This is a genomic window from Azospirillum sp. VT-I1, from assembly GCF_055698305.1.
In genome coordinates this window covers 560,703-581,185 of sequence record NZ_CP168804.1, presented here as the reverse complement: position 1 = coordinate 581,185, position 20,483 = coordinate 560,703, and the positions used below count along the sequence as shown (strand labels likewise).

At 70.1% G+C, this 20,483-nt stretch carries 18 protein-coding genes and 2 pseudogenes; 14 read left to right on the top strand and 6 right to left on the bottom strand.

Annotated elements, in window-relative coordinates; genetic code table 11:
- The first annotated feature begins 31 nt into the window (after positions 1-31).
- The 3 genes from AB8P05_RS24960 to AB8P05_RS24950 all read left to right on the top strand — a co-directional run bounded on the left by AB8P05_RS24960 (position 32) and on the right by AB8P05_RS24950 (position 2,183).
- Entirely contained in the window at positions 32-952 is a 921-nt protein-coding gene (locus AB8P05_RS24960; RefSeq protein WP_472760849.1) for a LysR family transcriptional regulator, read from the top strand.
- 109 nt (positions 953-1,061) lie between these two features.
- Positions 1,062-1,847 carry an SDR family oxidoreductase gene (locus AB8P05_RS24955; RefSeq protein WP_472760848.1) on the top strand — a complete coding sequence of 262 codons (786 nt, stop codon included), beginning with the start codon at positions 1,062-1,064 and terminating at the stop codon, positions 1,845-1,847.
- A 54-nt stretch (positions 1,848-1,901) separates the two neighbouring features.
- Positions 1,902-2,183, top strand: a complete 282-nt coding sequence (locus AB8P05_RS24950) for a GNAT family N-acetyltransferase (RefSeq protein ID WP_455175008.1) — start codon at positions 1,902-1,904, stop codon at positions 2,181-2,183.
- 24 nt (positions 2,184-2,207) lie between these two features.
- On the opposite strand, the gene AB8P05_RS24945 is transcribed toward AB8P05_RS24950, so the two are convergent.
- The 3 genes from AB8P05_RS24945 to AB8P05_RS24935 all read right to left on the bottom strand — a co-directional run bounded on the left by AB8P05_RS24945 (position 2,208) and on the right by AB8P05_RS24935 (position 4,869).
- Positions 2,208-2,888 (bottom strand): ChrR family anti-sigma-E factor, encoded by a 681-nt coding sequence (locus AB8P05_RS24945; protein ID WP_472760847.1) that lies wholly within the window; start codon positions 2,886-2,888, stop codon positions 2,208-2,210.
- A 24-nt stretch (positions 2,889-2,912) separates the two neighbouring features.
- Positions 2,913-3,473, bottom strand: coding sequence for a sigma-70 family RNA polymerase sigma factor (locus AB8P05_RS24940; protein WP_472760846.1), 561 nt, complete (start codon positions 3,471-3,473; stop codon positions 2,913-2,915).
- Positions 3,474-3,621: 148 nt separating this feature from the next.
- Complete coding sequence (locus AB8P05_RS24935) at positions 3,622-4,869, bottom strand: MFS transporter (protein ID WP_472760845.1); 1,248 nt, start codon at positions 4,867-4,869, stop codon at positions 3,622-3,624.
- A gap of 265 nt (positions 4,870-5,134) precedes the next feature.
- Here AB8P05_RS24935 and AB8P05_RS24930 point away from each other — a divergent pair, with 265 nt between their 5' ends.
- Both AB8P05_RS24930 and AB8P05_RS24925 read left to right on the top strand, forming a co-directional pair.
- Positions 5,135-5,938 (top strand): enoyl-CoA hydratase/isomerase family protein, encoded by an 804-nt coding sequence (locus AB8P05_RS24930; RefSeq protein ID WP_472760844.1) that lies wholly within the window; start codon positions 5,135-5,137, stop codon positions 5,936-5,938.
- A 32-nt stretch (positions 5,939-5,970) separates the two neighbouring features.
- Positions 5,971-7,152 (top strand): acetyl-CoA C-acyltransferase family protein, encoded by a 1,182-nt coding sequence (locus tag AB8P05_RS24925; protein WP_472760843.1) that lies wholly within the window; start codon positions 5,971-5,973, stop codon positions 7,150-7,152.
- A 224-nt stretch (positions 7,153-7,376) separates the two neighbouring features.
- On the opposite strand, the gene AB8P05_RS24920 is transcribed toward AB8P05_RS24925, so the two are convergent.
- Together AB8P05_RS24920 and AB8P05_RS24915 are read right to left on the bottom strand one after the other, a co-directional pair.
- Complete coding sequence (locus tag AB8P05_RS24920; RefSeq protein WP_472760842.1) at positions 7,377-7,838, bottom strand: DUF4126 domain-containing protein; 462 nt, start codon at positions 7,836-7,838, stop codon at positions 7,377-7,379.
- Between the two features lie 26 nt (positions 7,839-7,864).
- Complete coding sequence (locus AB8P05_RS24915) at positions 7,865-9,337, bottom strand: aldehyde dehydrogenase family protein (RefSeq protein WP_472760841.1); 1,473 nt, start codon at positions 9,335-9,337, stop codon at positions 7,865-7,867.
- Positions 9,338-9,400: 63 nt separating this feature from the next.
- Here AB8P05_RS24915 and crtI point away from each other — a divergent pair.
- From crtI to AB8P05_RS24890, 5 genes and pseudogenes are all read left to right on the top strand, one after another.
- Positions 9,401-10,816: pseudogene (gene crtI, locus AB8P05_RS24910) on the top strand (phytoene desaturase family protein); the annotation flags it as partial.
- 133 nt (positions 10,817-10,949) lie between these two features.
- Positions 10,950-12,501: pseudogene (locus AB8P05_RS24905) on the top strand (phytoene desaturase family protein).
- A gap of 16 nt (positions 12,502-12,517) precedes the next feature.
- Positions 12,518-13,339 carry a lysophospholipid acyltransferase family protein gene (locus AB8P05_RS24900; protein WP_472760840.1) on the top strand — a complete coding sequence of 274 codons (822 nt, stop codon included), beginning with the start codon at positions 12,518-12,520 and terminating at the stop codon, positions 13,337-13,339.
- Positions 13,336-14,478, top strand: coding sequence for a glycosyltransferase family 2 protein (locus AB8P05_RS24895; RefSeq protein ID WP_472760839.1), 1,143 nt, complete (start codon positions 13,336-13,338; stop codon positions 14,476-14,478). The genes AB8P05_RS24900 and AB8P05_RS24895 overlap by 4 nt, the downstream gene beginning before the upstream one ends.
- Positions 14,475-15,608 carry a sulfotransferase family protein gene (locus AB8P05_RS24890; RefSeq protein ID WP_472760838.1) on the top strand — a complete coding sequence of 378 codons (1,134 nt, stop codon included), beginning with the start codon at positions 14,475-14,477 and terminating at the stop codon, positions 15,606-15,608. Before AB8P05_RS24895 ends, AB8P05_RS24890 begins: the two co-directional genes overlap by 4 nt.
- A gap of 4 nt (positions 15,609-15,612) precedes the next feature.
- On the opposite strand, the gene mazG is transcribed toward AB8P05_RS24890, so the two are convergent.
- On the bottom strand, positions 15,613-16,422 hold the full coding sequence (mazG, locus tag AB8P05_RS24885; RefSeq protein ID WP_452005815.1) for a nucleoside triphosphate pyrophosphohydrolase: 810 nt from the start codon (positions 16,420-16,422) through the stop codon (positions 15,613-15,615).
- Between the two features lie 240 nt (positions 16,423-16,662).
- On the opposite strand from mazG, the gene AB8P05_RS24880 reads away from it, so the two are divergent.
- The 4 genes from AB8P05_RS24880 (at position 16,663) to AB8P05_RS24865 (ending at position 20,461) form a co-directional block, all read left to right on the top strand.
- The gene (locus tag AB8P05_RS24880; RefSeq protein WP_455174994.1) at positions 16,663-17,115 is read left to right on the top strand and encodes a MarR family winged helix-turn-helix transcriptional regulator; all 453 of its coding nucleotides are present in this window, start codon (positions 16,663-16,665) and stop codon (positions 17,113-17,115) included.
- Positions 17,116-17,203: 88 nt separating this feature from the next.
- Positions 17,204-18,133, top strand: a complete 930-nt coding sequence (locus tag AB8P05_RS24875) for an efflux RND transporter periplasmic adaptor subunit (protein ID WP_472760837.1) — start codon at positions 17,204-17,206, stop codon at positions 18,131-18,133.
- Between the two features lie 10 nt (positions 18,134-18,143).
- On the top strand, positions 18,144-20,255 hold the full coding sequence (locus AB8P05_RS24870) for an FUSC family protein (RefSeq protein WP_472760836.1): 2,112 nt from the start codon (positions 18,144-18,146) through the stop codon (positions 20,253-20,255).
- The gene (locus AB8P05_RS24865; RefSeq protein WP_455174991.1) at positions 20,252-20,461 is read left to right on the top strand and encodes a DUF1656 domain-containing protein; all 210 of its coding nucleotides are present in this window, start codon (positions 20,252-20,254) and stop codon (positions 20,459-20,461) included. The genes AB8P05_RS24870 and AB8P05_RS24865 overlap by 4 nt, the downstream gene beginning before the upstream one ends.
- Positions 20,462-20,483 lie beyond the last annotated feature (22 nt).

The following is a 20,483-nucleotide window of genomic DNA, read 5'->3' as shown; positions in this document are numbered from 1 at the left end:
TAAGTGGGCGCTTAACTTTCCCGGACATGCCATGAGCAAACTGGCCCGCCCGATCTCCTCCGTCACCGACATCGACATCCGGCTTCTGCGCGTCTTCAAGACGGTGGTGGAGTGCGGCGGCTTCTCCGCCGCGGAGGTGGAGCTGAACATCAGCCGCGCTGCGATCAGCCAGCATATGGCCGACCTGGAACGGCGGCTCGGCCTCACCCTGTGCCGGCGCGGGCGGGCGGGCTTCCGCCTGAGCGACGAAGGACGGCTGGCCTATGAGGCGGCGTTGCGCCTGCTGGCCGGGCTTGAGAGTTTCCGCAGCGAGATCAACACGGTGCATGGCAGGTTGCGCGGCGAACTCAACATCGGCATCACCGACAACCTCGTCACCCTGCCGCGGATGCGCGTCACCCACGCCCTGCGAGGGCTGAAGCAGATGGGGCCGGAGGTGCGCGTCAACATCCGCATGATTCCGCCGAACGAGATCGAGCGCGGCGTGTTGGACGGGCGCCTGCACATCGGCGTGGTGCCGGCCCGCCGTGCCCTGCCGGGACTGGCCGGCATCCCGCTCTACCGGGAGGAGTCGCTGCTCTATTGCGGCGCCGGACACCCGCTGTTCGACCTGCCGCCGGACAGAGTGACGCGGGCGCAGGTGGAGGCGGCGGACGCCGTCGCCCCGACCCAGGCGCAGCTTCCGCAGGAGCTGAACAATACCGCCACTGCGACCGACCGCGAAGGGGTGGCCTTCCTGATCCTGACCGGCTGCTATGTCGGCTTTCTTCCCGTGCATTACGCCCGCCAATGGGTGGAGCGCGGCGCGATGCGCTGCCTGCTGCCGGACGACTACCGCCACTCCCTGGATTTCCACGCGGTGACCAAGAAGGGAGCCCAGCCGAACCTTGTCCAGGAGCGCTTCATGGACATCCTGCGCAGCCAGGAGGATGGCGGGGAGGAGGCCCCGTAACAGCGCCACATCGGCAGGACCCTATGACACGGACGGAAGACGGGAACCGAACCGCCGGGCGCGCGGTTGGCTTTCCCGTCCCTCTAGTCTTGGTTTGGAGTCGAAGGTCATGGAGTTGTCGGGGAAGGTCGCGCTGGTCACCGGCGCCGGATCCGGGATCGGCAAGGCGGCGGCGGTGCTGTTCGCCAGGGCCGGCGCCAGCGTCGGCGTGCTGAGCCGCACCGAGGACGAGATCCGCAAGACCGCCGAGGAGATCGTTGCCGCCGGCGGCAAGGCGTTGCCCTTGACCGCCGACGTCGGCGACGACGCGGCGATGCGGCAGGCGGTGGAGCGGCTGGCGGCGGAATATGGCCGGATCGACATCGTCTTCGCCAATGCCGGCATCAACGGCGTCTGGGCGGCCATCGACGAACTTATGCCGGAGGAATGGGACCGCACCATCAACACCAACCTGCGCGGCACCTACCTGACGCTGCACCACACCGTCCCGCATCTGAAGAAGGCGGGCGGCGGGTCGGTGATCGTCACGGCCTCGATCAACGGCACGCGGGTGTTCAGCAACACCGGCGCCACCGCCTATTCCTGCACCAAGGCCGCCCAGGTCGCGATGGTGAAGATGTTGGCTTTGGAACTGGCGAAGGACCGCATCCGCGTCAACGCCATCTGCCCCGGCATCATCGATACCGAGATTCCCGACAACACCCAGTCCCGCGACCTCGAGTCCCTGCGGGTGCCGATCGAGTATCCCAAGGGCAAGGTTCCCCTGACCGACGGCAAGTCCGGCGACAGCTTCGACGTGGCCGAACTCGCCCTGTTCCTGGCGTCGGACCGGGCCAAGCACATCAGCGGCACGCCGGTGTGGATCGACGGGGCGGAATCCTTGATGGTCGGCTGAGGATCGTGCATTCGTTTGTCTTCAAACGACCGGGCAGGAAAGGGCGGAACTTCCATGAGCGTGACCGAAACCGTGCGGAACAACGAGCAGCTCAACCGGTACGAGCTGACCGTCGACGGCGCCACCGCGGTGGCTGAGTATGAGCTGCGGGACGGCAAAATCGTCTTCACCCACACCCATGTGCCGGAAAGCATGTCCGGCAAGGGCGTCGGCTCGGCCCTGGCCAAGGGCGCCCTGGAGGATGTCCGTGCGAAGGGGATGAAGGCGCTGCCGCTCTGCTCCTTCATCGACGGCTACATCAAGCGCCACCCCGACTACGCCGACCTCGTGGAGTAAGGCGGGAAGCAGGGCGGGCGGCGGTCAGACCGCCCGCCTTTCCTCCTCGCCGTCGAGGAAGATCAGGTCGCCGTCCAGCAGGAACAGGCAGATGCAGTCCTCCTCGCTGGCGCCGCGGGCATGGTGGTCGGTGTCCGCGACATACTGGGCGACGTCGCCCAGCGCATAATGGCCGTATTCGTCGCTGAAGGCGCCGCGCAGCACCAGCAGGAGTTCGTCGGCCGTGTGCCGGTGCGCCGGAACCGGCGCGTCATGCGCCATCCGCAGCAGGCAGATGTTCGTGCCCGACAGCGTCCGCTGCCATGCCGACAGCCAGACGCCGGGCGACAGTTCCGTCCAGGATCCGCAATCCACCGGGCTGTCGATGGCCTCCGGCAGCCAGCTGCGCAACGGCTCCGGCACCAGGGGGACGGCCGGTCGTGCGGCGATGTCGGAGGCGCGCCGCGGCGGTTCCCCCGCCGGTGCCGGCGGAGCGGCCAGCAGCGCGTCCATCCGGCCGAGCAGCCCGTCCAGATCGCCCGGCGCCTCACCGGGCAATTCCTCGAACCAGCTTCCGCACAGCGCCTCATAGGCCGCGACCCGCCTGCGGCAGTCGGGGCAATAGGCGAGGTGGGTCGCCACCAGCAGCGACTTGCCGGCCCGTTCCTGTCCGCTGGCATAGCCGATCAGAAGCTGATCGTCCGGATGATGGTGGGGAAGCGTCACGCCCGGCCCTTCATTCTGTGTCCTTCATTGTGCGTCCTTCATGCTGCGCTTCAGATGGCCGAGCGCCAGCCGCAGCCGTGTCTTCACCGTCCCCAGGGGAACGTCGGTCTCCTCGGCGATCTCCTCGTGGGTCTGTTCGAGGAAATACGAACGCCGCAGCACCTCGGATTGGTTGGGCGCCAGCGTTTCGATGGCGCCGTGCAGCTGCCGGCTGTTCTGCACCAGCTGTGCCTGCTCCTCCGGCGTTGCCTGCGACAGGGGCGTCATCGCCGGGTCGTCCATGTCGGGAGCCGGGCGCATCTCCTTGCGCAGGCGGTCGATGCGGCGGTTGCGGGCGATGGTGAAGATCCAGGTGCCGACCGACGCCTGCGCCGGATCGTAGCTGTCGGCCTTCAGCCACACCGTCAGCATGACGTCCTGGACCAGCTCCTCCGCAGCACCGCGGTCGGCGCCCAGCTTCAGGCAATATTGCAGGATGCGGGGGGCGAACTGGCGGAACAGGGCGGCGAAGGCCGCGCGGTCGCGCTGCTGGGCGACCGACCGGACCAGCTCCCCGAAGCGGTCGTCGGCCGGGCCCTGCGGCACCGCGTCCTGCGAAAACGGCCTCTGCGAAAACGGCATGCAACCACCAGCCAGCATTCCAACGCGCGGCAGCTTATCCCGAACTCCTTAACGGCTTCTATCGCATAGGATGGAACAGGATTGCTTTTGCCCGGCAACGATCCGTCACGGCCTATTGCGGCAGCGGCGGCTTCAGCGGGCCGAGCGGGTCCAGCGGGCCGACCGTCGGGGTGGTCTGGGGCAGGGCGCGGAAGGCGGCCTGCGCCTCTGCCGGCAGGGGCGGGCGGACGCGGGTGCGCCACAGGCCGTAGAGCGTGGCGCAGAGCGCGCCCCCGGCGATGAAGGCGAACAGCCCCTCCGGCCCGCCGGCGGTCATCATCGCCGATGCCAGCGGCGGCCCGATGATGGCGCCGATGGAGTTGGCGAGGATCAGGCCGCCGCTGGCCGACACCAGATCCTCCCGCCGCACATAGTCGTTGGTGTGGGCGAGGCAGATCGGATAGAGCGTGAAGGACAGGCCGCCGAACAGCGGCGCCACCAGCAGCAGGGCCAGCGGCTGGTCCAGCCCGGCGGCGGCGATCATGCCGACGCTGGTCAGCGACAGGGCGGCCGACAGGCCGATGATGACGGTGCGGCGATCGAACCGGTCCGACAGCCGGCCGAGCGGCCATTGCAGGGCCATGCCGCCCAGGATCAGCACCGACATGAACAGCGCCGTTCCCGACACCCCGAAGCTGGAGGAGGCGCCGAACACCGGGGCCAGCCCATAGATCGACCCGGTGATCGCCCCGCTGATGAAGACCCCGGCGACCCCCAGCGGCGAACTCCGGTAGAGCCGCCGCACGCCGAAGGACGAGACGTTCGGCAGCTGCGGCGGCGTCGTCCGCGTCAGCGCCACCGGCACCAGGGCCAGCGACAGCAGGATCGACACGACCATGAAGATCCGCACCCCGGCCTCGTCGTCCAGCCGCAGCAACTGCTGCCCGATGCCCGACGCGCCGTACAGCGTCACCATGTAGGCCGACAGCATCTGCCCGCGGCTCTCGTTGGTGGCGGTGCCGTTCAGCCAGCTTTCGATGCACATGTAGAGGCCGGCCATGCAGAAGCCCTGGGCCAGCCGCAGCACGGCCCACAGCGGCACGTCGACGAACAGCGCATGGGACAGCGCCGCCACCGAGACGATGGAGGCGAAGGCGGCGAAGGACCGGATATGGCCGACGCGGGTGATGACGCGGTGGGCATAGAGCGAGCCCAGCGTCAGCCCGGCATAGAAGGCCGCCGTGATGAGCCCGACGGCGGTCGGGCCGGCATCCGTCGCCGTCAGCCGCAGCCCGATCAGGGTGGACAGGGCGCCGTTGCCCAGCATCAGGAAAGCCACGCCGAGCAGAAGCGAGGCGACCGAACGCGCAACCGTTGGCATGCCGTACATCCCGCCCGCCGTCAGCGCATGGTGGCCGGCAAGCCGGTGGGGAGGCGATGGTGCATGATGGGACTCCAAATCTGCGTTTTCGGGTTGGGGCCGCAGCCCTGGCCCCATGTCCAACAGCCAAGTCCCGGATTAGGTCCGCCGCGGCGAGACCCGGTTTACCATTGGGGCAACCTGACCGTTGACATTGAATACCGTCCGGTAACATACCTTCCAGAAGGTAGATTTCGCATTGGATGATGTTCGGGGAGACGCCACCATGTCCGACACCGCCCCGCCGGTCCTTCTCACCCGCGAGGGGGCCGTGTCCTGGATCCGGCTGAACCGCCCCGCCGTGCTGAACGCGCTGGACGAGGCCACCGCCGCCGCCCTGCTGGACGCCTGCCGCAGGGTTGCGGATGAAGGCGGGCAGGGGCCGACCCGCGTGCTGGTCATCGCCGGCAACGGCCGCGGCTTCATGGCCGGCGGCGATGTCGGCCGTTTCAACGACGATCCCGCCGCCGCCCCCGCGGTGGCCGGCGCCATCATCGCCCACCTGCACGAGGCGGTTCGCATCCTCGACCGGCTGGACGTGCCGGTGCTGGCCTCGGTCCATGGGCCGGTGGCCGGTGCGGGCATGAGCCTCGCCACCGCCGCGGACCTCTGCATCGCCGCCGACGACGCCAAATTCACCATGGCCTATGCCCGCATCGGCGCCACGCCGGACGGGTCGGGCAGCTTCCATCTGCCGCGTCTGGTCGGGCTGCGCCGGGCCATGGAGCTGGCGATGCTGTCGGACGTGATCGACGCCGCGGAGGCCCTGCGGATCGGGCTGGTCAACCGGGTGGTGCCGGCCGCCGATCTGGCGGCGGAGACGGCCAAGCTGGCCGAACGGCTCGCCGCCGGGCCGACCGTCGCCTATGCCGGCATCCGCCACCTGATGCGGCAGTCCTTCACCCAAACGCTGGACGGGCAGCTGGACGCCGAGCGCGACCGCTTCCTTTCCACCGCCGTCACCGACGATTTCCGCGAGGGCATCGCCGCCTTCACCGCCAAGCGCCGGCCGGACTTCACCGGCCGCTGACCCTCCCCTCCGCCCGAGAAGTGGACCCAACCATGCAGAACGACATCGTCATCGTCGGCGCCGCCCGCACCGCCATCGGCGGCTTCGGCGGCACGCTGAAGGATGTGCCGCTGACCCAGCTCGCCACCGTGGCCGTCAAGGCGGCACTGGAGCGCTCCGGCGCCGAGGCGGACGCCATCGGCCATGTGGTGATGGGCAACGTCATCCCGACCGACACCAACGACGCCTATCTCAGCCGCGTCGCCGCCATCGACGCCGGCATTCCGATCGAGGTGCCGGCCTTCAACGTCAACCGCCTCTGCGGCTCGGGTCTGCAGGCCATCGTCTCGGCCGCGCAGGCCATCGCGCTCGGCGACTGCGAGATCGCCGTCGGCGGCGGTGCGGAATCGATGAGCCGCGGTCCGTATCTCGTTCCCAGCGCCCGCTGGGGCACCCGTCTCGGCGACGGGGCGCTGGTGGACTACATGAACGGCATCCTGCACGACCCGTGGCAGAAGATTCACATGGGCGTCACTGCGGAGAATGTTGCCGCCCGCTACGGCATCGACCGCGAGGCGCAGGACGCCCTGGCGGCGGAAAGCCAGCGCCGCGCCGCCCGCGCCATCGCCGAGGGCCGCTTCAAGGAGCAGATCGTCCCCATCGAGATCCCGTCGCGCAAGGGCACCGTCGTCTTCGACACCGACGAGCATGTCCGCGGCGACGTGACCGCCGAGGGCTTGGCGAAGATGAAGCCGGTCTTCAAGAAGGACGGGTCGGTCACCGCCGGCAATGCTTCTGGCCTCAATGACGGTGCCGCCGCGGTGGTGCTTGCCGACGCCCGCCGCGCCCAGGCGCTGGGTCTGAAGCCGCTGGCCCGTCTGGTCGGCTACGCCCATGCCGGCGTCGAGCCGGCCTACATGGGCATCGGCCCGGTCCCGGCGACCCGCAAGGTGCTTGAGCGCACCGGCCTGTCGGTCGCCGACATGGACGTGATCGAATCCAACGAAGCCTTCGCCGCCCAGGCCTGCGCCGTGATCCGCGAGCTGGATTTCGACCCGGCCAAGGTCAACCCGAACGGCTCCGGCATCTCGCTCGGCCACCCGGTCGGCGCGACCGGCGCCATCATCACGGTCAAGGCCATCCACGAACTGCACCGCATCGGCGGCCGCTATGCGCTGGTCACCATGTGCATCGGCGGCGGCCAGGGCATCGCCGCGGTGTTCGAGCGGGTGTAAGGGGTCGCCTATGCGTCTGGTTCGGGCAATTGCATATGGACGCGGCTCGCTGAAGTAGCCCCTCTCCCCTTGTGGGAGAGGGGTTGGGGTGAGGGGCGCAAACCTAAATACTTCCAACGGCCTGTGGCCGCCGCACCCTCATCCCAACCCTTCTCCCGCAAGGGGAGAAGGGCTTCTGAAGCGGTTGCGTCGTCGCCTTCCGCTCCAAGACGACCTACCGCAGCTCAGGCCGCCGCCACGATCAGGACGGCGGCGGCCAGGGCTGCGGCATCCTCCAGCAGGGCTGCCGGGCGGTCGCGGCCGAAGGCGGCGGCCATGCGCATCCGGGCCGCGTAGCCGAGCAGCGTCCCCGCTACCGCACCGATGCCGCCGGCAACCAGCCCGCCGATCCAGAAGCCGGCATTCGCCCCGATGGCGGCACCCGCTATGGCCCCGCCGGCGATGCGGCTGGCGAAGGGGAAGGGCAGCTTGCGGCTGGGGGTGGTCGGCAGCTTGTCGACGATCAGTTCGACAACCGCCATCGCGGTGAAGACCCAGGGCGACACCGGATGCCCCAGGAAGAACAGCCAGCTGCCGGAAACGTCAAGCCAGCCGGCATAGGCGGCCCAGCTGACCGCAGCCGGGGCGATCAGGGTGCGCGAACCGGCGACGGCGCCGATCAGAAAGGCGAGGATCAGGGCAAGCATCGGCAGGGCGGTCCATCACGTTATCGTTATGATTGAAGGCGGCGGCGCACGGCCCGGACCAGCCGCCGCACGGCATCGGCGCGGGTGCCGGGGCCGCCATGGAGCAGGCGAAGTGCTGCCAGCATCAGCGCGTCGTCATCCTCGCGCGGCGGGTCGAAATGCGGGCGCTGCCGTCCGGTGCGGACGCAGACGGCCTTCACCTGCGTCATCTCCAGCAGCCCTTCCGCCCCGCGGGTGACGCCCCAGCCGCTGGCATGGCGTCCGCCGAAGGGCAGGCGCGGGTCGGCGGTGGGCACGATCAGGTCGTTGACCGTCACCGTCCCGGCATCCAGCCGCAGGGCCAGCGCCCGCGCCTCCGCCACCGGCCCGAAGACCGACGCACCCAGCGCATAGGGGCTGAGCGCCGCGCCGGCCAGCGCCTCCTCCATGTCGCGCACGGGGACCAGCGACAGGACGGGGGCGAACAGCTCCTCGCGCAGCAGCGACATGCCGGGCCGCGCATCGGCCAGGACCAGCGGCGCCATCTCCGGCACATGCTCGTCCGGCAGGCCGGAAAGCGCGCGGGCGCCGTTCGCCACCGCATCCCGCGCCAGGGCGGCGAGCCGGCGCATGGTCGGTGCCGGAACCGGAGCCGGCGGGATGGACGCGGCATGGCGGCCGAGCGCCGCTTCCAGCCCCGCCGCCATGCCGTGCGGCACGAAGACCCGCCGCGGCGCGATGCAGGTGGCGGAGCCGTTGAGCCGCAGGCCGAAGGCCAGGGCGCGCGCGACCTCCTCCTCATCCGCCCCCGGCAGCACGAAGACGGCGTCGTTGCCCGACAGCTCCATGGTCGAGGGCACCAGATGGCGGGAGAGCCGCTCCGCCACCGCCCGGCCGGTGCCGGCCGATCCGGTCAGGACCAGCTTGTCGATTCCGGCCGCGATGGCGCCGCCCACCGCCTCGGCGGAGTCGTCCAGTACCCGGAACAGGCCGTCGGGCAGGCCGCACTCCGCCAGCCAGCGCGCCAGCAGGTCCATCGGCGCGCGGCATCCCGGCGCCGGCTTGACCAGCACGGCATTGCCGGCGGCCAGCGCCTGCACCGCCTGCACCCCCGGAAGCAGCAGCGGGTAGTTGGACGGCCCGACGATCAGGACGGTGCCGAAGGGCTCCCGCCGCACCTCCGCCTCCACCCCGAACAGCCAGACCGGCCGGCCGCGCCGTCCCAGGCGGCGCGGCGCCAGCAGCCGGGCGGCCTCGCGTTCAAGGAAGCGGCAGGATTCGGCCAGCGGCAACAGTTCGGCGCTCACGCTTTCCGCCGGCTTCCGGCCGGGGCGCGTCGCCAATGCCTGCACGAGGTCTTCGGCATTCGCCGCGATCCGGCGGCGAAGTCCGCATATGACCGCAAGTCGCGATGAAATATCGACGGCCGACCATGCCGCGCGGACTGCCGGCGATGGCGTAAACACCTCATAGGACCAAGGGGTTACGACTGGTGGGGTGGGGATATTGTTGTGATCCATTTCCGACTTAGCTTCGTAACCGTCACGATAGAAGTCGGCAGCGCAGGAGCGTTTGGCAAGCGGATGGAACGACAAGTCGTGATCATCGGTGCAGGACCGGGCGGATTGGCATCCGCGATGCTCCTGGCGCTCACCGGTGCCAAAGTGACGGTGCTGGAACGGCAGGACCGCATCGGCGGCCGCTCGGCCGGCTTCTCGATGGACGGATACCGGTTCGACAGCGGCCCGACCTTCTTCCTCTACCCCCGCATCCTGGAGGAGATCTTCGAGGCCTGCGGCAGCCGGCTGTCGGACGAGGTCGACCTGATGCGTCTCGATCCGCTCTACCGGCTGGTGTTCGAGGGCGGCGGGGAACTGCGGGTCCACGCCCAGATGAAGGCGCTGATGGCGGAGATCGCCAAGCTCAGCCCGCGCGATGCCGAAGGGCTGCCGCGCTTCCTGGCCGACAACCGCGCGAAGATGGAACGCTTCCGCCCGGTGCTGGAATCCGACTTCTCCAGCCCCTGGGCGCTCGCGTCGCTGCCGATGCTGAAGGCGCTTGGCAAGCTGTCGCCGCACCGGTCTGTCGACAGCGACCTGTCCCGCTATTTCCAGGACCCGCGCATCCGCCTCGCCTTCTCGTTTCAGAGCAAGTATCTGGGCATGTCGCCCTTCCGCTGCCCCAGCCTGTTCACGATCCTGTCCTTCCTGGAGCACGAGCACGGCATCTTCCATCCGCGCGGCGGGACGGATGCGGTGATGGCGGCGATGCGCCGCGTCGCCGAAAGCCTGGGCGTCACCGTGCGGCTGAACGAGACGGTGCGCCACATCAAGTTCCAGGGCCGCCGTGCGGTCGGCGTGCGGACCGAGGCCGGCGACTATCCGGCCGACGCGCTGGTCATCAACGCCGATTTCGCGCGGGCGATGACGACGCTGGTGCCCGACGATCTGCGCCGGCGCTGGAGCGACGCGCGGCTCGCCACCAAGAAATTCTCCTGCTCCACCTTCATGCTCTATCTCGGCATCGAGGGGATGGTGGACGGGCTGGACCACCACACCGTCTATCTGGCGAAGGACTACGCCCGCAACCTCGCGGAGATCGAGGAGTGCCGGGAACTGCCGCGCGAGCCGTCGATCTATATGCAGAACGCCTGCGTGACCGACCCGGCCCTGGCGCCGCCCGGCGGCAGCACGCTCTACATCCTGGTGCCTGTCGGCCACCAGCGCGGCCACATCGACTGGCAGGCGGAGGCGCCGCGCTACCGCCGGGTCGTGCTCGACCGGCTGGCCGGCTTCGGGCTGACCGACATCGAGCGCCGCATCCGGGTGGAGCGGGTGGTGACCCCGGCCGACTGGGAAAGCCAGTTCGCGGTGCATCGCGGCGCCACCTTCAATCTGGCGCACAGCCTGGACCAGATGCTTCACCGCCGGCCGCGCAACCGGTTCGAGGATCTGGACGGCGTCTATCTGGTGGGCGGCGGCACCCATCCCGGCAGCGGCCTGCCGGTCATCTTCGAGGGCGCACGCATCACGTCGAGGCTGCTGGCCCAGGAATTGGGCCTGCCGACGCCTTGGCGCACAAAGACCATGGGTTTGTCCGGCATGCTGCGGCAGGCCGTTGCAGGGGGATGGCATGACGGATCGGATCGCGGTGATCGGCGGCGGGCTCGGCGGGCTGGCGTCGGCGGTGGTGCTGGCGGCGCGCGGGCACAAGGTGACCCTGCTGGAGAAGAACGATTGGGTCGGCGGCAAGGCCGCCGTGCTGGAGGAGGGCGGTTTCCGCTTCGACATGGGGCCGACCATCCTGACGGTGCCGCGCGTCCTGCGCCGCATCCTGGAGGAGGCCGGCTGCGACCTGGACCGCGAGCTGGAGATGGTCCGGCTGGAGCCGCAATGGCGCTGCTTCTTCGACGACGGCACCGTGCTGGACCTGTCGGAGGAAATCGGCAAGATGGCGGCCGAACTCGACCGGCTGGCGCCCGGCCGTGGGGCGGGGAGGGTTATCGCCGCTTCCAGGCGCTGTCTGAACGGCTGCACGGCATCTCCGAACGCTTCTTCTTCTGGAAGTCGGTGGAGGATCTCGGCGACACGCTGAACTTCCGCAACAGCCTGAACGCCAGCACCCTGTCGGACGTGCTGGCCCTGCGCATGGGCAGTACGGTGGCCGGCACCATCCGCGGCCATGTGCCGGACGCGCGGGCGGCGCAGATGCTGGACCATTTCACCCAATATGTCGGCTCCTCGCCCTACGGTTCCCCGGCGGTGCTGTGCGCCATCGCCCATATGCAGACCAACGACGGCGTCTGGTATCCGATGGGCGGCACCCGCGCCGTGCCGGTGGCGCTGGAGCGGGTGGCGCGGCGGTTGGGGGTGGAGATCCGCACCGGCACCGGCGTCCGCCGCCTGCAGGTGGAGGGCGGCCGCGCCGTGGCGGTGGAGACCGACACGGGCGAGCGCATTCCGGTGTCGGCCGTGGTGTCCAACATGGACTCCGTCCGCACCTACCAGGAGCTGGTGGGGGGCGCGCCGGCCAAGCGCTTCGCCAAGCGCCGCAGCTACGAGCCGGCCTGTTCGGGCGTGGTGTTCTACCTGGGGCTCGACCGTGGATACGACCATCTGCTGCACCATGACTTCGTCTTCTCCCGCGACCCGGCGGAGGAGTTCGACTGGATCTACCGCCGCGGCGAGCCGGCGCCCGACCCGACCTGCTACATCGCCGCCCCGGCCCGCACCGAGCCGGGCGTCGCCCCTCCGGGGGCGAGGCGCTGTATGTGCTGGTCCACACCCCCTACCTGCGCCCGCATCACGACTGGACGCGCATGCTGCCGGAGTACCGGCGCGTGGTGTTCGACAAGCTGAAGCGCACCGCCGGCATGGCCGACCTGGAGGACCGCATCCGGGTGGAGCATGTGCTGACCCCGCAGGACATCCACGACCGCTACAATGTGCTGAACGGCGCCATCTATGGCCTGGCGAGCCATGGCCGCTTCATGGGCGCCTTCAAGCCGGGCAACCGGTCCCGCGACGTGGAGGGGCTGTATCTGGCCGGCGGCGCCGCCCATCCGGGGCCGGGCATGCCGATGGTGCTGATGTCCGGCTGGATCGCCGCCGACAGTCTGGACCGTGACCTGCGCGGCGGCGTGCAGGACGGCGCCCAGGCCGGCCCCGCCCGCGCCGTCGCCTGAGAAGGGCGGGCGGGTGATGACGGACGATCCGGTCGCGTTACGGTCGCCGGCGCTCTGCCGCTTCTTCGGCGGCATCATGGCGCGGCGGATGCGGCGCGACTTCCATGCGGTGCGGCTGGCCCGGCCGGGCTGGCCCGCGCTGCCGCCCGGCCGGCCGGTCATCGTCTATCTGAACCATCCGTCCTGGTGGGATCCCGCCCTGCTGATCGTGATGGGGACCAGCCGTTTCCGCGATCGGCCGGGCTATGGCCCCATCGACGCGGCCATGCTGCGCCGCTACCGCTTCATGGCCCGCATCGGCCTGTTCGGGATCGAGCCCGGCCGGGTCGGCGCCGTCGCCTTCCTGCGCAGCGGCGAGCGCATCCTGGCCGATCCGCGCTCCATGCTGTGGATCACGGCGGAGGGCGCCTTCACCGACCCGCGCCGCCGCCCAGTCAGCCTGCGGCCCGGCATCGCCCATCTGGTCCGCCGCGTGCCGTCCGCCCTGCTGGTGCCGCTGGCGGTGGAATACCCGTTCTGGGACGAAAGCACGCCGGAGGCGCTCGCCCGCTTCGGCGAGCCGATGGAGGCGGCGGCCTTCGGCGACCGGCCGGTGGCGGACATCGCCCATGTGCTGGAACGGCGGCTGGAGGATGTGATGGACGCGCTGGCGCTCGACGCCCAGAGCCGCGACCCGGCCCGCTTCCTGACGCTGCTCGACGGCACCGCCGGGATCGGCGGCGTCTATGACCTGTGGCGAAGGGCGCGGGCCTGGGCCGGCGGGCGGGCCTTCTCCCCGGCCCATGGCGCCGGATCGCACGGGAAACGGCATGGGGAAGGGGAGGCGCGCCGGCCATGAGCATCGTCGAGTGGATCGCCGTCGCCAGCCTGTTCCTGGCCCTGCTGCCGCTGGGGCTGGGGACCCTCAACCTGCTGCTCTACCACCGCCCCAAGGCCGTTCCGCCACCCGGCAGCGCCGTCAGCATCCTGATCCCCGCCCGCAACGAGGAGGCGACCATCGCCGCTTCGGTCGAGGCCGCACTTGCCAGCCGCGGCGTCGAGGTGGAGGTGGTGGTGCTGGACGACCATTCCACCGACCGCACGGCGGAGATCGTCCGTGCCATCGCCGCGCGCGATCCGCGGGTGCGGCTGGAGTCCGCGCCGCCGCTGCCGCCGGGCTGGTCGGGCAAGCAGCATGCCTGTCAGGCGCTCGCCAAGCTGGCGCGGCATCCGGTGCTGCTGTTCCAGGATGCCGACGTGCGGCTTGCTCCGGACGCCGCCCGCCTGACCTGCGGCGCCCTGCTCTCCGGCCGCCATGGTCTGGTCAGCGGATTCCCGCGGCAGGAGACCGGGACGCTGGCGGAAGCGCTGGTGATCCCGCTGATCCATGTGCTGCTGCTGGGCTATCTGCCGATGCTCGGGATGCGGCGGTCGGGCGATCCGCGGTTCGGCGCCGCCTGCGGCCAGCTGATCGCGGTGCGGCGGGAGGCGTACCAGAAGGCCGGTGGCCATGCGGCGATATCGGCGTCGCTGCATGACGGGGTGACGCTGCCGCGCGCCTTCCGCCGGGCCGGGCAGGGGACCGACCTGTTCGACGCCACCGGCCTTGCCAGCTGCCGGATGTATCGCGGCTGGCGGGAGGTGTGGTCCGGCTTCACCAAGAACGCGACCGAGGGGATGGCGACCCCGGCCGCCCTGCCGGTCTGGACGGTTCTGCTGTTCGGCGGCCATGTCCTGCCCTGGATTCTGCTGGGCTGGGCGGCGCTGGATCCGCTGCCGGACGAAGCGGTCGTCATGGCCGGAATGGCGGCGGCGGCGGGACTGCTGTTCCGGCTGCTGCTGATGGTCCGCTTTCGCCAGAGCGTCGTCGGTGCGCTTCTGCATCCCATCGGCATCCTCATCATGCTGGCGATCCAGTGGGCGGCGCTGCTGCGCGCCCGCCATGGCCGGCCGTCGGAATGGCGGGGGCGGGCCTATCCGACCGGGCCGGCGTCATGACCCCCTGGCTGCGCCGGCGCGCCCACCGCATCTTCCACCCGCTGGCCGGTGCCGACGCCGCGACGCTGGCGACGGTGCTGGCCAAGGGCGGCGGGGTTGGGCCGCTGCACCTGCACCGGGTGGTGACCGCGGCCGGCGCCGCCGCCATCCGCGCGCCGCTGGACCTGCTGGAGCGTCGGCGGGTGGAGCGGCTGGTTGGCCAGAACAGGGGGCAGGGCAGGGAACAGGGCAGGGCGGCACCGCCGCCGCTGTTCATCCTCGGCCATTGGCGCAGCGGCACCACCCATCTGCTGAACCTGCTGGCGCAGGACGAACGCTTCGCCGCGCCCGACCCGCTGGCGGTCGGCCTGCCCTGGGGCTTTCTCGGTCTGACCTCCTTCTGGCGCTCGCGGCTGGAGGCGTGGCTGCCGCCTGATCGGATCATCGACCCGATGCCGATCGACCCGACCGCCCCGCAGGAGGACGAGCTGGCATTGGCGCTGATGCAGCCGCTGTCCTACTACCACGGCATCTTCTTCCCCAAGCACCTCTACCGCGCCTTCCGCCAGGGCGTGCTGTTCGAGGGCTGCCGTCCGGAGGCGGTCGCTCTGTGGCGCCGCCGGATGGACCTTTACCTGACCAAGCTGCAGCTCTATTCCGGCAGCCGGCGCCTGCTCATCAAGAATCCGGCCCACACCGCCAGGGTGGGGGAGTTGCTGGCCCTGCGCCCCGATGCGGTCTTCCTCCACATCCACCGCGACCCTTATGAGGTCTTCAGTTCCACCCGCCGCATGCTGCTGACGCTGCTGCGGGAGTTCTCTCTGCAATCCTACGACCCGCGGGCGGTGGATGGGCTGGTGCTGGACCTCTATCCGGCGATGATGGCGCGGTTCGACCGCGACCGGGCGCTGCTGCCGCCCGGCCGGCTGGTGGAAATCCGTTACGACCGCTTCATCGCCGATCCGCTGGAGACGCTGCACGCGGTCTATGACGGCCTCGGCCTCGGGTCCTTCGAGCCGGTGCGGCCGCGGATGGACCGCTATCTGGCCGGCGTGCGCGATTACCGGCGGGCCCGCCACGAGTTGGAGGACCAGGCCCGCCGCGCCGTGCGCCGGCAATGGGCCTTCGCCTTCGACCGCTGGGACTATTGAGGGCTCAGGACTCGCCGCGTTCCTCGCGTTTGGCCTGCTGCCATAGCGCTTCCATCTCGTCCAGCGTGGCGTCCTGCGGCTTGCGGCCCTCGGCGGACAGCAGCGCCTCGATCCGGTGGAAGCGGCGTTCGAACTTGGCGTTGGTGCCGCGCAGCGCCGTTTCCGGCTCCACCTTCAGCCGGCGGGCGAGGTTGACCAGCGCGAACAGCAGGTCGCCCAACTCGTCCGCCACACGCTCCTGCGCCGACCCGGCGTCCATCTCCGCCCGCAGCTCGCGCACCTCCTCCTCGATCTTGTCGAGGATGTCGCGGGCGTCGGTCCAGTCGAAGCCGACGCGGGCCGCGCGATTCTGCAGCTTCAGCGCGCGGGTCAGGGCGGGCAGGCCGGCGATCACGCCCTCCAGCGCCGACGGCGCCCGGCCTTCCTCCGCCGCCTTGGCCGCGCGCTCGGCCGCCTTGTGATCTTCCCAGCGCGAGGTCTGCTGGTCGGAGGACTTCACCTCTTCCGGTCCGAAGACATGGGGGTGGCGGCGGATCATCTTGTCGGTGATGACGCCGGCCACCTCGTCGAAGTCGAACAGCCCTTCCTCGCGCGCCATCTGGCTGTAATAGACGACCTGGAACAGCAGATCGCCCAATTCCTCGCGCAGGGCGACCTTGTCGTCCTTCTCGATAGCGTCGGCGACCTCATAGGCTTCTTCGATGGTGTGCGGCGCGATGCTGCGGTAGGTCTGCTCCAGATCCCAGGGGCAACCGCCGTCGGGATTCCGCAGCCGCGCCATCACGTCGAGCAGCCGGTCGATGTTGCGGGTCATGTCCTACGGTCTCCGGGATACGGGGAGGAAAGTCCGCGACGATAACCGACCGGAGCAGCCGGGGGAAGTTGCGCGGACCGGACGCTGACATTCCTGCTTTGCGGTCGGACTAAAAACACATAAGCGCGGTTATGGAAATTTGGTCCTCACATGGCTCCTCAAACCAGCCATGCGGCAGCCGCGGCTTTCGCAGTGCCGGAGCCACTTGCCGAATTTAGGTAGCAAACCTATTAAATAGCCATGCTACAAGATAAGCCTCTGCGCCTTCCCCCCAATTTCGGCCTGCATCTGTTCCGCGCCTCCCATCTGTGGCGGCGGGCGGCGAACAGGGTGCTGGCGGACAGCGGATTCTCCAGTTCGGCCATCACGCCGCTGATGCTGCTGGCCGAACTCGGCGACGGGCTGCGTCAGCGCGAACTGGCGGAGGAAATGGCGGTCGAAGGTCCGTCGCTCGTCCGGCTGCTCGACGGGCTGGAGGCCGCGGGGCTGGTGGAGCGGCGCGAGGATGCCGGCGACCGGCGCGCGAAAACCCTGCACATGACCGACGCCGGCCGTCAGCTGTTGGCGCAGGTGAACGAGGCGTTGAACGACGTCCGCCAGCGCCTGATGGCGGGCGCGACGGAGGCCGACGTGGAGGCCTGCTACCGCGTGCTCGCCACCATCGAAGCCAACGCCAAGCGCGAAAACACCTGACCGCGGCGCGATCCCGGCGGTGTTGCGGAGCCCTTGCCCCGTGCCCTGCCGCCGGTCCGATCGGTGCGGTGATCGAGGAACCAAGACCGTGACTTTCCTGCCTTCCTTCCGGACCGTGGCCCGGATTGCCGTGACCCTGCTGGTGACCCTGGCGGCGGTCGGCGGCGGCCTGTGGCTGTGGGACTATTACATGAACGAACCCTGGACCCGCGACGGCCGTGTCCGCGCCGACATCGTGCAGGTGTCGCCCGACGTCGCCGGGCTGGTCACCGATGTCCGGGTGACCGACAACCAGCCGGTCCATAAGGGCGACGTGCTGTTCGTCGTCGATCCCGGCCGATACCGGCTGGCGGTGGAGCAGGCCCGGGCGAACCTGGACAGCGCCAGGGCGGAGCAGTCCTACCGCAGCGCCGAGGCGCACCGTTACGAGCAGCTGGGCAACAACGTCGTCTCCACCGCCCAGCGGCAGGAGGTGATGTCGGCGATGGCCAAGGCCGCCGCCGCCACCAAGCAGGCCGAAGCGGCGCTCGACCTCGCCCGCTTCAACCTGGAACGGACGGAGGTGAAGGCGACGGTCGACGGCTACGTCACCAACCTGCAGCTGAAGACCGGCAACTATGTCGCCGCCGGACAGGCGGTGGTCGCGCTGATCGACCGGCATTCCTTCTACGTCATGGGCTATTTCGAAGAGACGAAGCTGCCGCGCATCCATGCCGGCGCGCCTGTGTCCGTGCGCATCATGGGGACGGACGCCGATCTGCGCGGCCGGGTCGACAGCATCACCCGCGCCATCGTCGACCGCGACCGGGCGGAGGGCACCGGGCTGGTGGCCAACGTCAACCCGACCTTCAACTGGGTGCGGCTGGCCCAGCGCATCCCCGTCCGCATCGCGCTGGACGAGGTGCCGGAGTCGCTGCAACTGGTGGCCGGACGCACCGCGACGGTGTCGGTCATCGGCGCTCCTGACGCTACTCCCGGCGGCGCTCCGAAGGTCGCCGTGCTGCCGGCGGGGCGGTGAGCGCATCGCGATGCCGAAATCCCCCAACTCCGCCCCTGCCCTCTCCCTGCCGGCCGCACCGACCTTCAACGAGCCGGTCTTCTCGCTGAAGTCCTTCGCGGCCTCCATGCTGGCGCTCTACATCGCCTTCGGCATGGGGCTGCCGCGTCCCTTCTGGGCGATGCTGACCGCCTATGTGGTGTCGAGCCCGCTGTCGGGAACCGTTCGGTCCAAGGCGGTGTACCGCGTCGCCGGCACGGTGATCGGCAGCATCGCGTCCATCATCCTGACGGTGGAGCTGATCAATGCGCCGGAACTGCTGTCGCTGGCGGTCGGACTGTGGGTCGGCGGCTGCCTGTTCGTCTCGCTGCTGGACCGCACACCGCGCAGCTACGTCTTCATGCTGGCCGGCTACACCGCCGGCCTGATCGTCTTCCCCGGCGTCGCCAATCCCGAAGCGATCTTCGACACCGGCATCGCCCGGGTGGAGGAGATCATCCTGGGCATCGTCTGCGCCACCGTCATCCACAGCGTGGTGCTGCCGCGCGGCATGGGGCCGGTTCTGCTCGGCAAGCTCGACGCGGCGCTGCGCGATGCGGAACGCTGGACGCTCGACGCGCTGGACGGGGCGGAAATGGACGCCCGCCTGCGCGACCGCCACAAGATGGCGAGCGACCTGACCGAATTGCGGGTGATGACCACCCACCTGCCCTACGACACCTCCGATCTGCGTTGGATGACCCGGCCGATGCGGGCCCTGCAGGACCGGATGGTGTATCTGCTGCCGGTGCTGACCGCGGTGCAGGACCGCCTGATCGCGCTGCGCCGGCCGGATGGAACGCTGCCGCCGGACGTGGCCCCTGTGCTGATCGCGGTGCGCGACTGGATCGCCGCCGGGGCCGCCGCCGATCCGGCGGAGGCCGGCCGGCTGACCGGCTGGCTCGACCGGCTGGAGGCGGAGGAATCCGCCGGTTCTGCCGGCGATTGGGAAGCGGCGACCCGCTTCAGCTTCATCCGGCGCCTGCGGTCGCTGGTGGAAATCCACCGCGACTGCCGGGACCTGCGGGCACACATCGCCTCCGGCGACCATGCTCTGCCCGACCATCTGGATCCGCTGGCGCGCAAGCGGTCGCGCGGCGTCTTCCACCTCGACCACGGCATGGCGCTGTGGTCGGCGGCGGCGGCATTCCTGGGGATCACCGTCATCTGCGCCTTCTGGATCCTGACGGGCTGGTCGACGGGTTCGGCGGCGGCGATGATGGTGGCGGTCTTTACCTGCTTCTTCGCGTCCTTCGACGATCCGGTGCCGGGCATCCGCCTGTTCCTGGTCTATACGCTGGCCTCCATGCCGCTGTCGGCCTTCTATCTGCTGGTGGTGCTGCCGTCCTTCGACAGCTTCCCCATCCTGGCGCTCTGTCTGGCGCCGACGCTGGTGGGCCTGGGCGTGTTCGTCGCCCGGCCGGCGACGATGGGCAAGGCGATGGCGCTGATCTTCGGCGTCGGCGGCTCGCTCAGCCTGCTCGACACCGGGACCGGCGACTTCGCCTCCTTCCTGAACAGCAGCGCCGGGCAGATCGTCGGGATCGTCACCGCCATGCTGGTCACCCGCCTGTGCCGGTCGGTTGGGGCGGCCTGGAGCGCCCGGCGCCTGCTGCATGTCGGCTGGCGCGAGATCGCCGATCTGGCCGGGCGGCGGACCGCGCCGTCGGCGGACGGCTTCGAAAGCCGCATGCTGGACCGCGTCGGGCTGCTGTCGGCCCGGCTGGCGCAGGCCGGCGGATCGGTGGACGTGGACGCCATCGACGCGGTGCGCGACCTGCGGGTCGGGCTGAACGTGGTGGAGCTTCAGCGGGTCAGGCCGGTGCTGGGGGTCGCGGCCGGGCCGGTGCTGGAGCGGCTTCTGCGCGGCGTCGCCGCCCATTTTCGCGCCCTGTCGGCCAAGCGTCCCGACCCGGCCCCGGCGGCGCTGCTGGGCAGCATGGACGATCTGCTGTCGGCAATCGCCGCCGCACCGTCCGGCCCCGAGCGCGACCGCGCGGTCACGGCGCTGGCGTCCCTGCGGCGCAGCCTGTTCCCCGACGCCGCCTTCCGAGCCCCGCCACCGGCGGACGAGATGCAGTTTTCTGAAAGGGCACGCGCATGATCGGCGAGATCGACGTCTATGGCCTGTTCCTTCCCCCGCTGCTGCTGCTGGCCGTCGTCGCCTGGGCGGCGTCGGCGCTGCTGCGCCGGGGGCTGCGCGCGGTCGGTGCCTATGGCTGGGTCTGGCATCCGCCGCTGTTCGACTTCGCGCTTTATGTTCTGGTGCTGAGCGGCCTCGCCTGGCTGTGGTCGGTCTGGACGGTGTGAGACCGGGAAAATCCTCCACACC

Excerpts from the sequence above, each read along its gene's own strand:
- AB8P05_RS24960 (WP_472760849.1), top strand. The coding sequence starts at position 32 with ATGAGCAAACTGGCCCGCCCGATCTCCTCCGTCACCGACATCGACATC.
- AB8P05_RS24955 (WP_472760848.1), top strand. The coding sequence starts at position 1,062 with ATGGAGTTGTCGGGGAAGGTCGCGCTGGTCACCGGCGCCGGATCCGGG.
- AB8P05_RS24950 (WP_455175008.1), top strand. The coding sequence starts at position 1,902 with ATGAGCGTGACCGAAACCGTGCGGAACAACGAGCAGCTCAACCGGTAC.
- AB8P05_RS24935 (WP_472760845.1), bottom strand. The coding sequence starts at position 4,869 with ATGCCAACGGTTGCGCGTTCGGTCGCCTCGCTTCTGCTCGGCGTGGCT.
- AB8P05_RS24930 (WP_472760844.1), top strand. The coding sequence starts at position 5,135 with ATGTCCGACACCGCCCCGCCGGTCCTTCTCACCCGCGAGGGGGCCGTG.
- AB8P05_RS24925 (WP_472760843.1), top strand. The coding sequence starts at position 5,971 with ATGCAGAACGACATCGTCATCGTCGGCGCCGCCCGCACCGCCATCGGC.
- AB8P05_RS24920 (WP_472760842.1), bottom strand. The coding sequence starts at position 7,838 with ATGCTTGCCCTGATCCTCGCCTTTCTGATCGGCGCCGTCGCCGGTTCG.
- AB8P05_RS24915 (WP_472760841.1), bottom strand. The coding sequence starts at position 9,337 with ATGGATCACAACAATATCCCCACCCCACCAGTCGTAACCCCTTGGTCC.
- AB8P05_RS24900 (WP_472760840.1), top strand. The coding sequence starts at position 12,518 with ATGACGGACGATCCGGTCGCGTTACGGTCGCCGGCGCTCTGCCGCTTC.
- AB8P05_RS24895 (WP_472760839.1), top strand. The coding sequence starts at position 13,336 with ATGAGCATCGTCGAGTGGATCGCCGTCGCCAGCCTGTTCCTGGCCCTG.
- AB8P05_RS24890 (WP_472760838.1), top strand. The coding sequence starts at position 14,475 with ATGACCCCCTGGCTGCGCCGGCGCGCCCACCGCATCTTCCACCCGCTG.
- mazG (WP_452005815.1), bottom strand. The coding sequence starts at position 16,422 with ATGACCCGCAACATCGACCGGCTGCTCGACGTGATGGCGCGGCTGCGG.
- AB8P05_RS24880 (WP_455174994.1), top strand. The coding sequence starts at position 16,663 with ATGCTACAAGATAAGCCTCTGCGCCTTCCCCCCAATTTCGGCCTGCAT.
- AB8P05_RS24870 (WP_472760836.1), top strand. The coding sequence starts at position 18,144 with ATGCCGAAATCCCCCAACTCCGCCCCTGCCCTCTCCCTGCCGGCCGCA.
- AB8P05_RS24865 (WP_455174991.1), top strand. The coding sequence starts at position 20,252 with ATGATCGGCGAGATCGACGTCTATGGCCTGTTCCTTCCCCCGCTGCTG.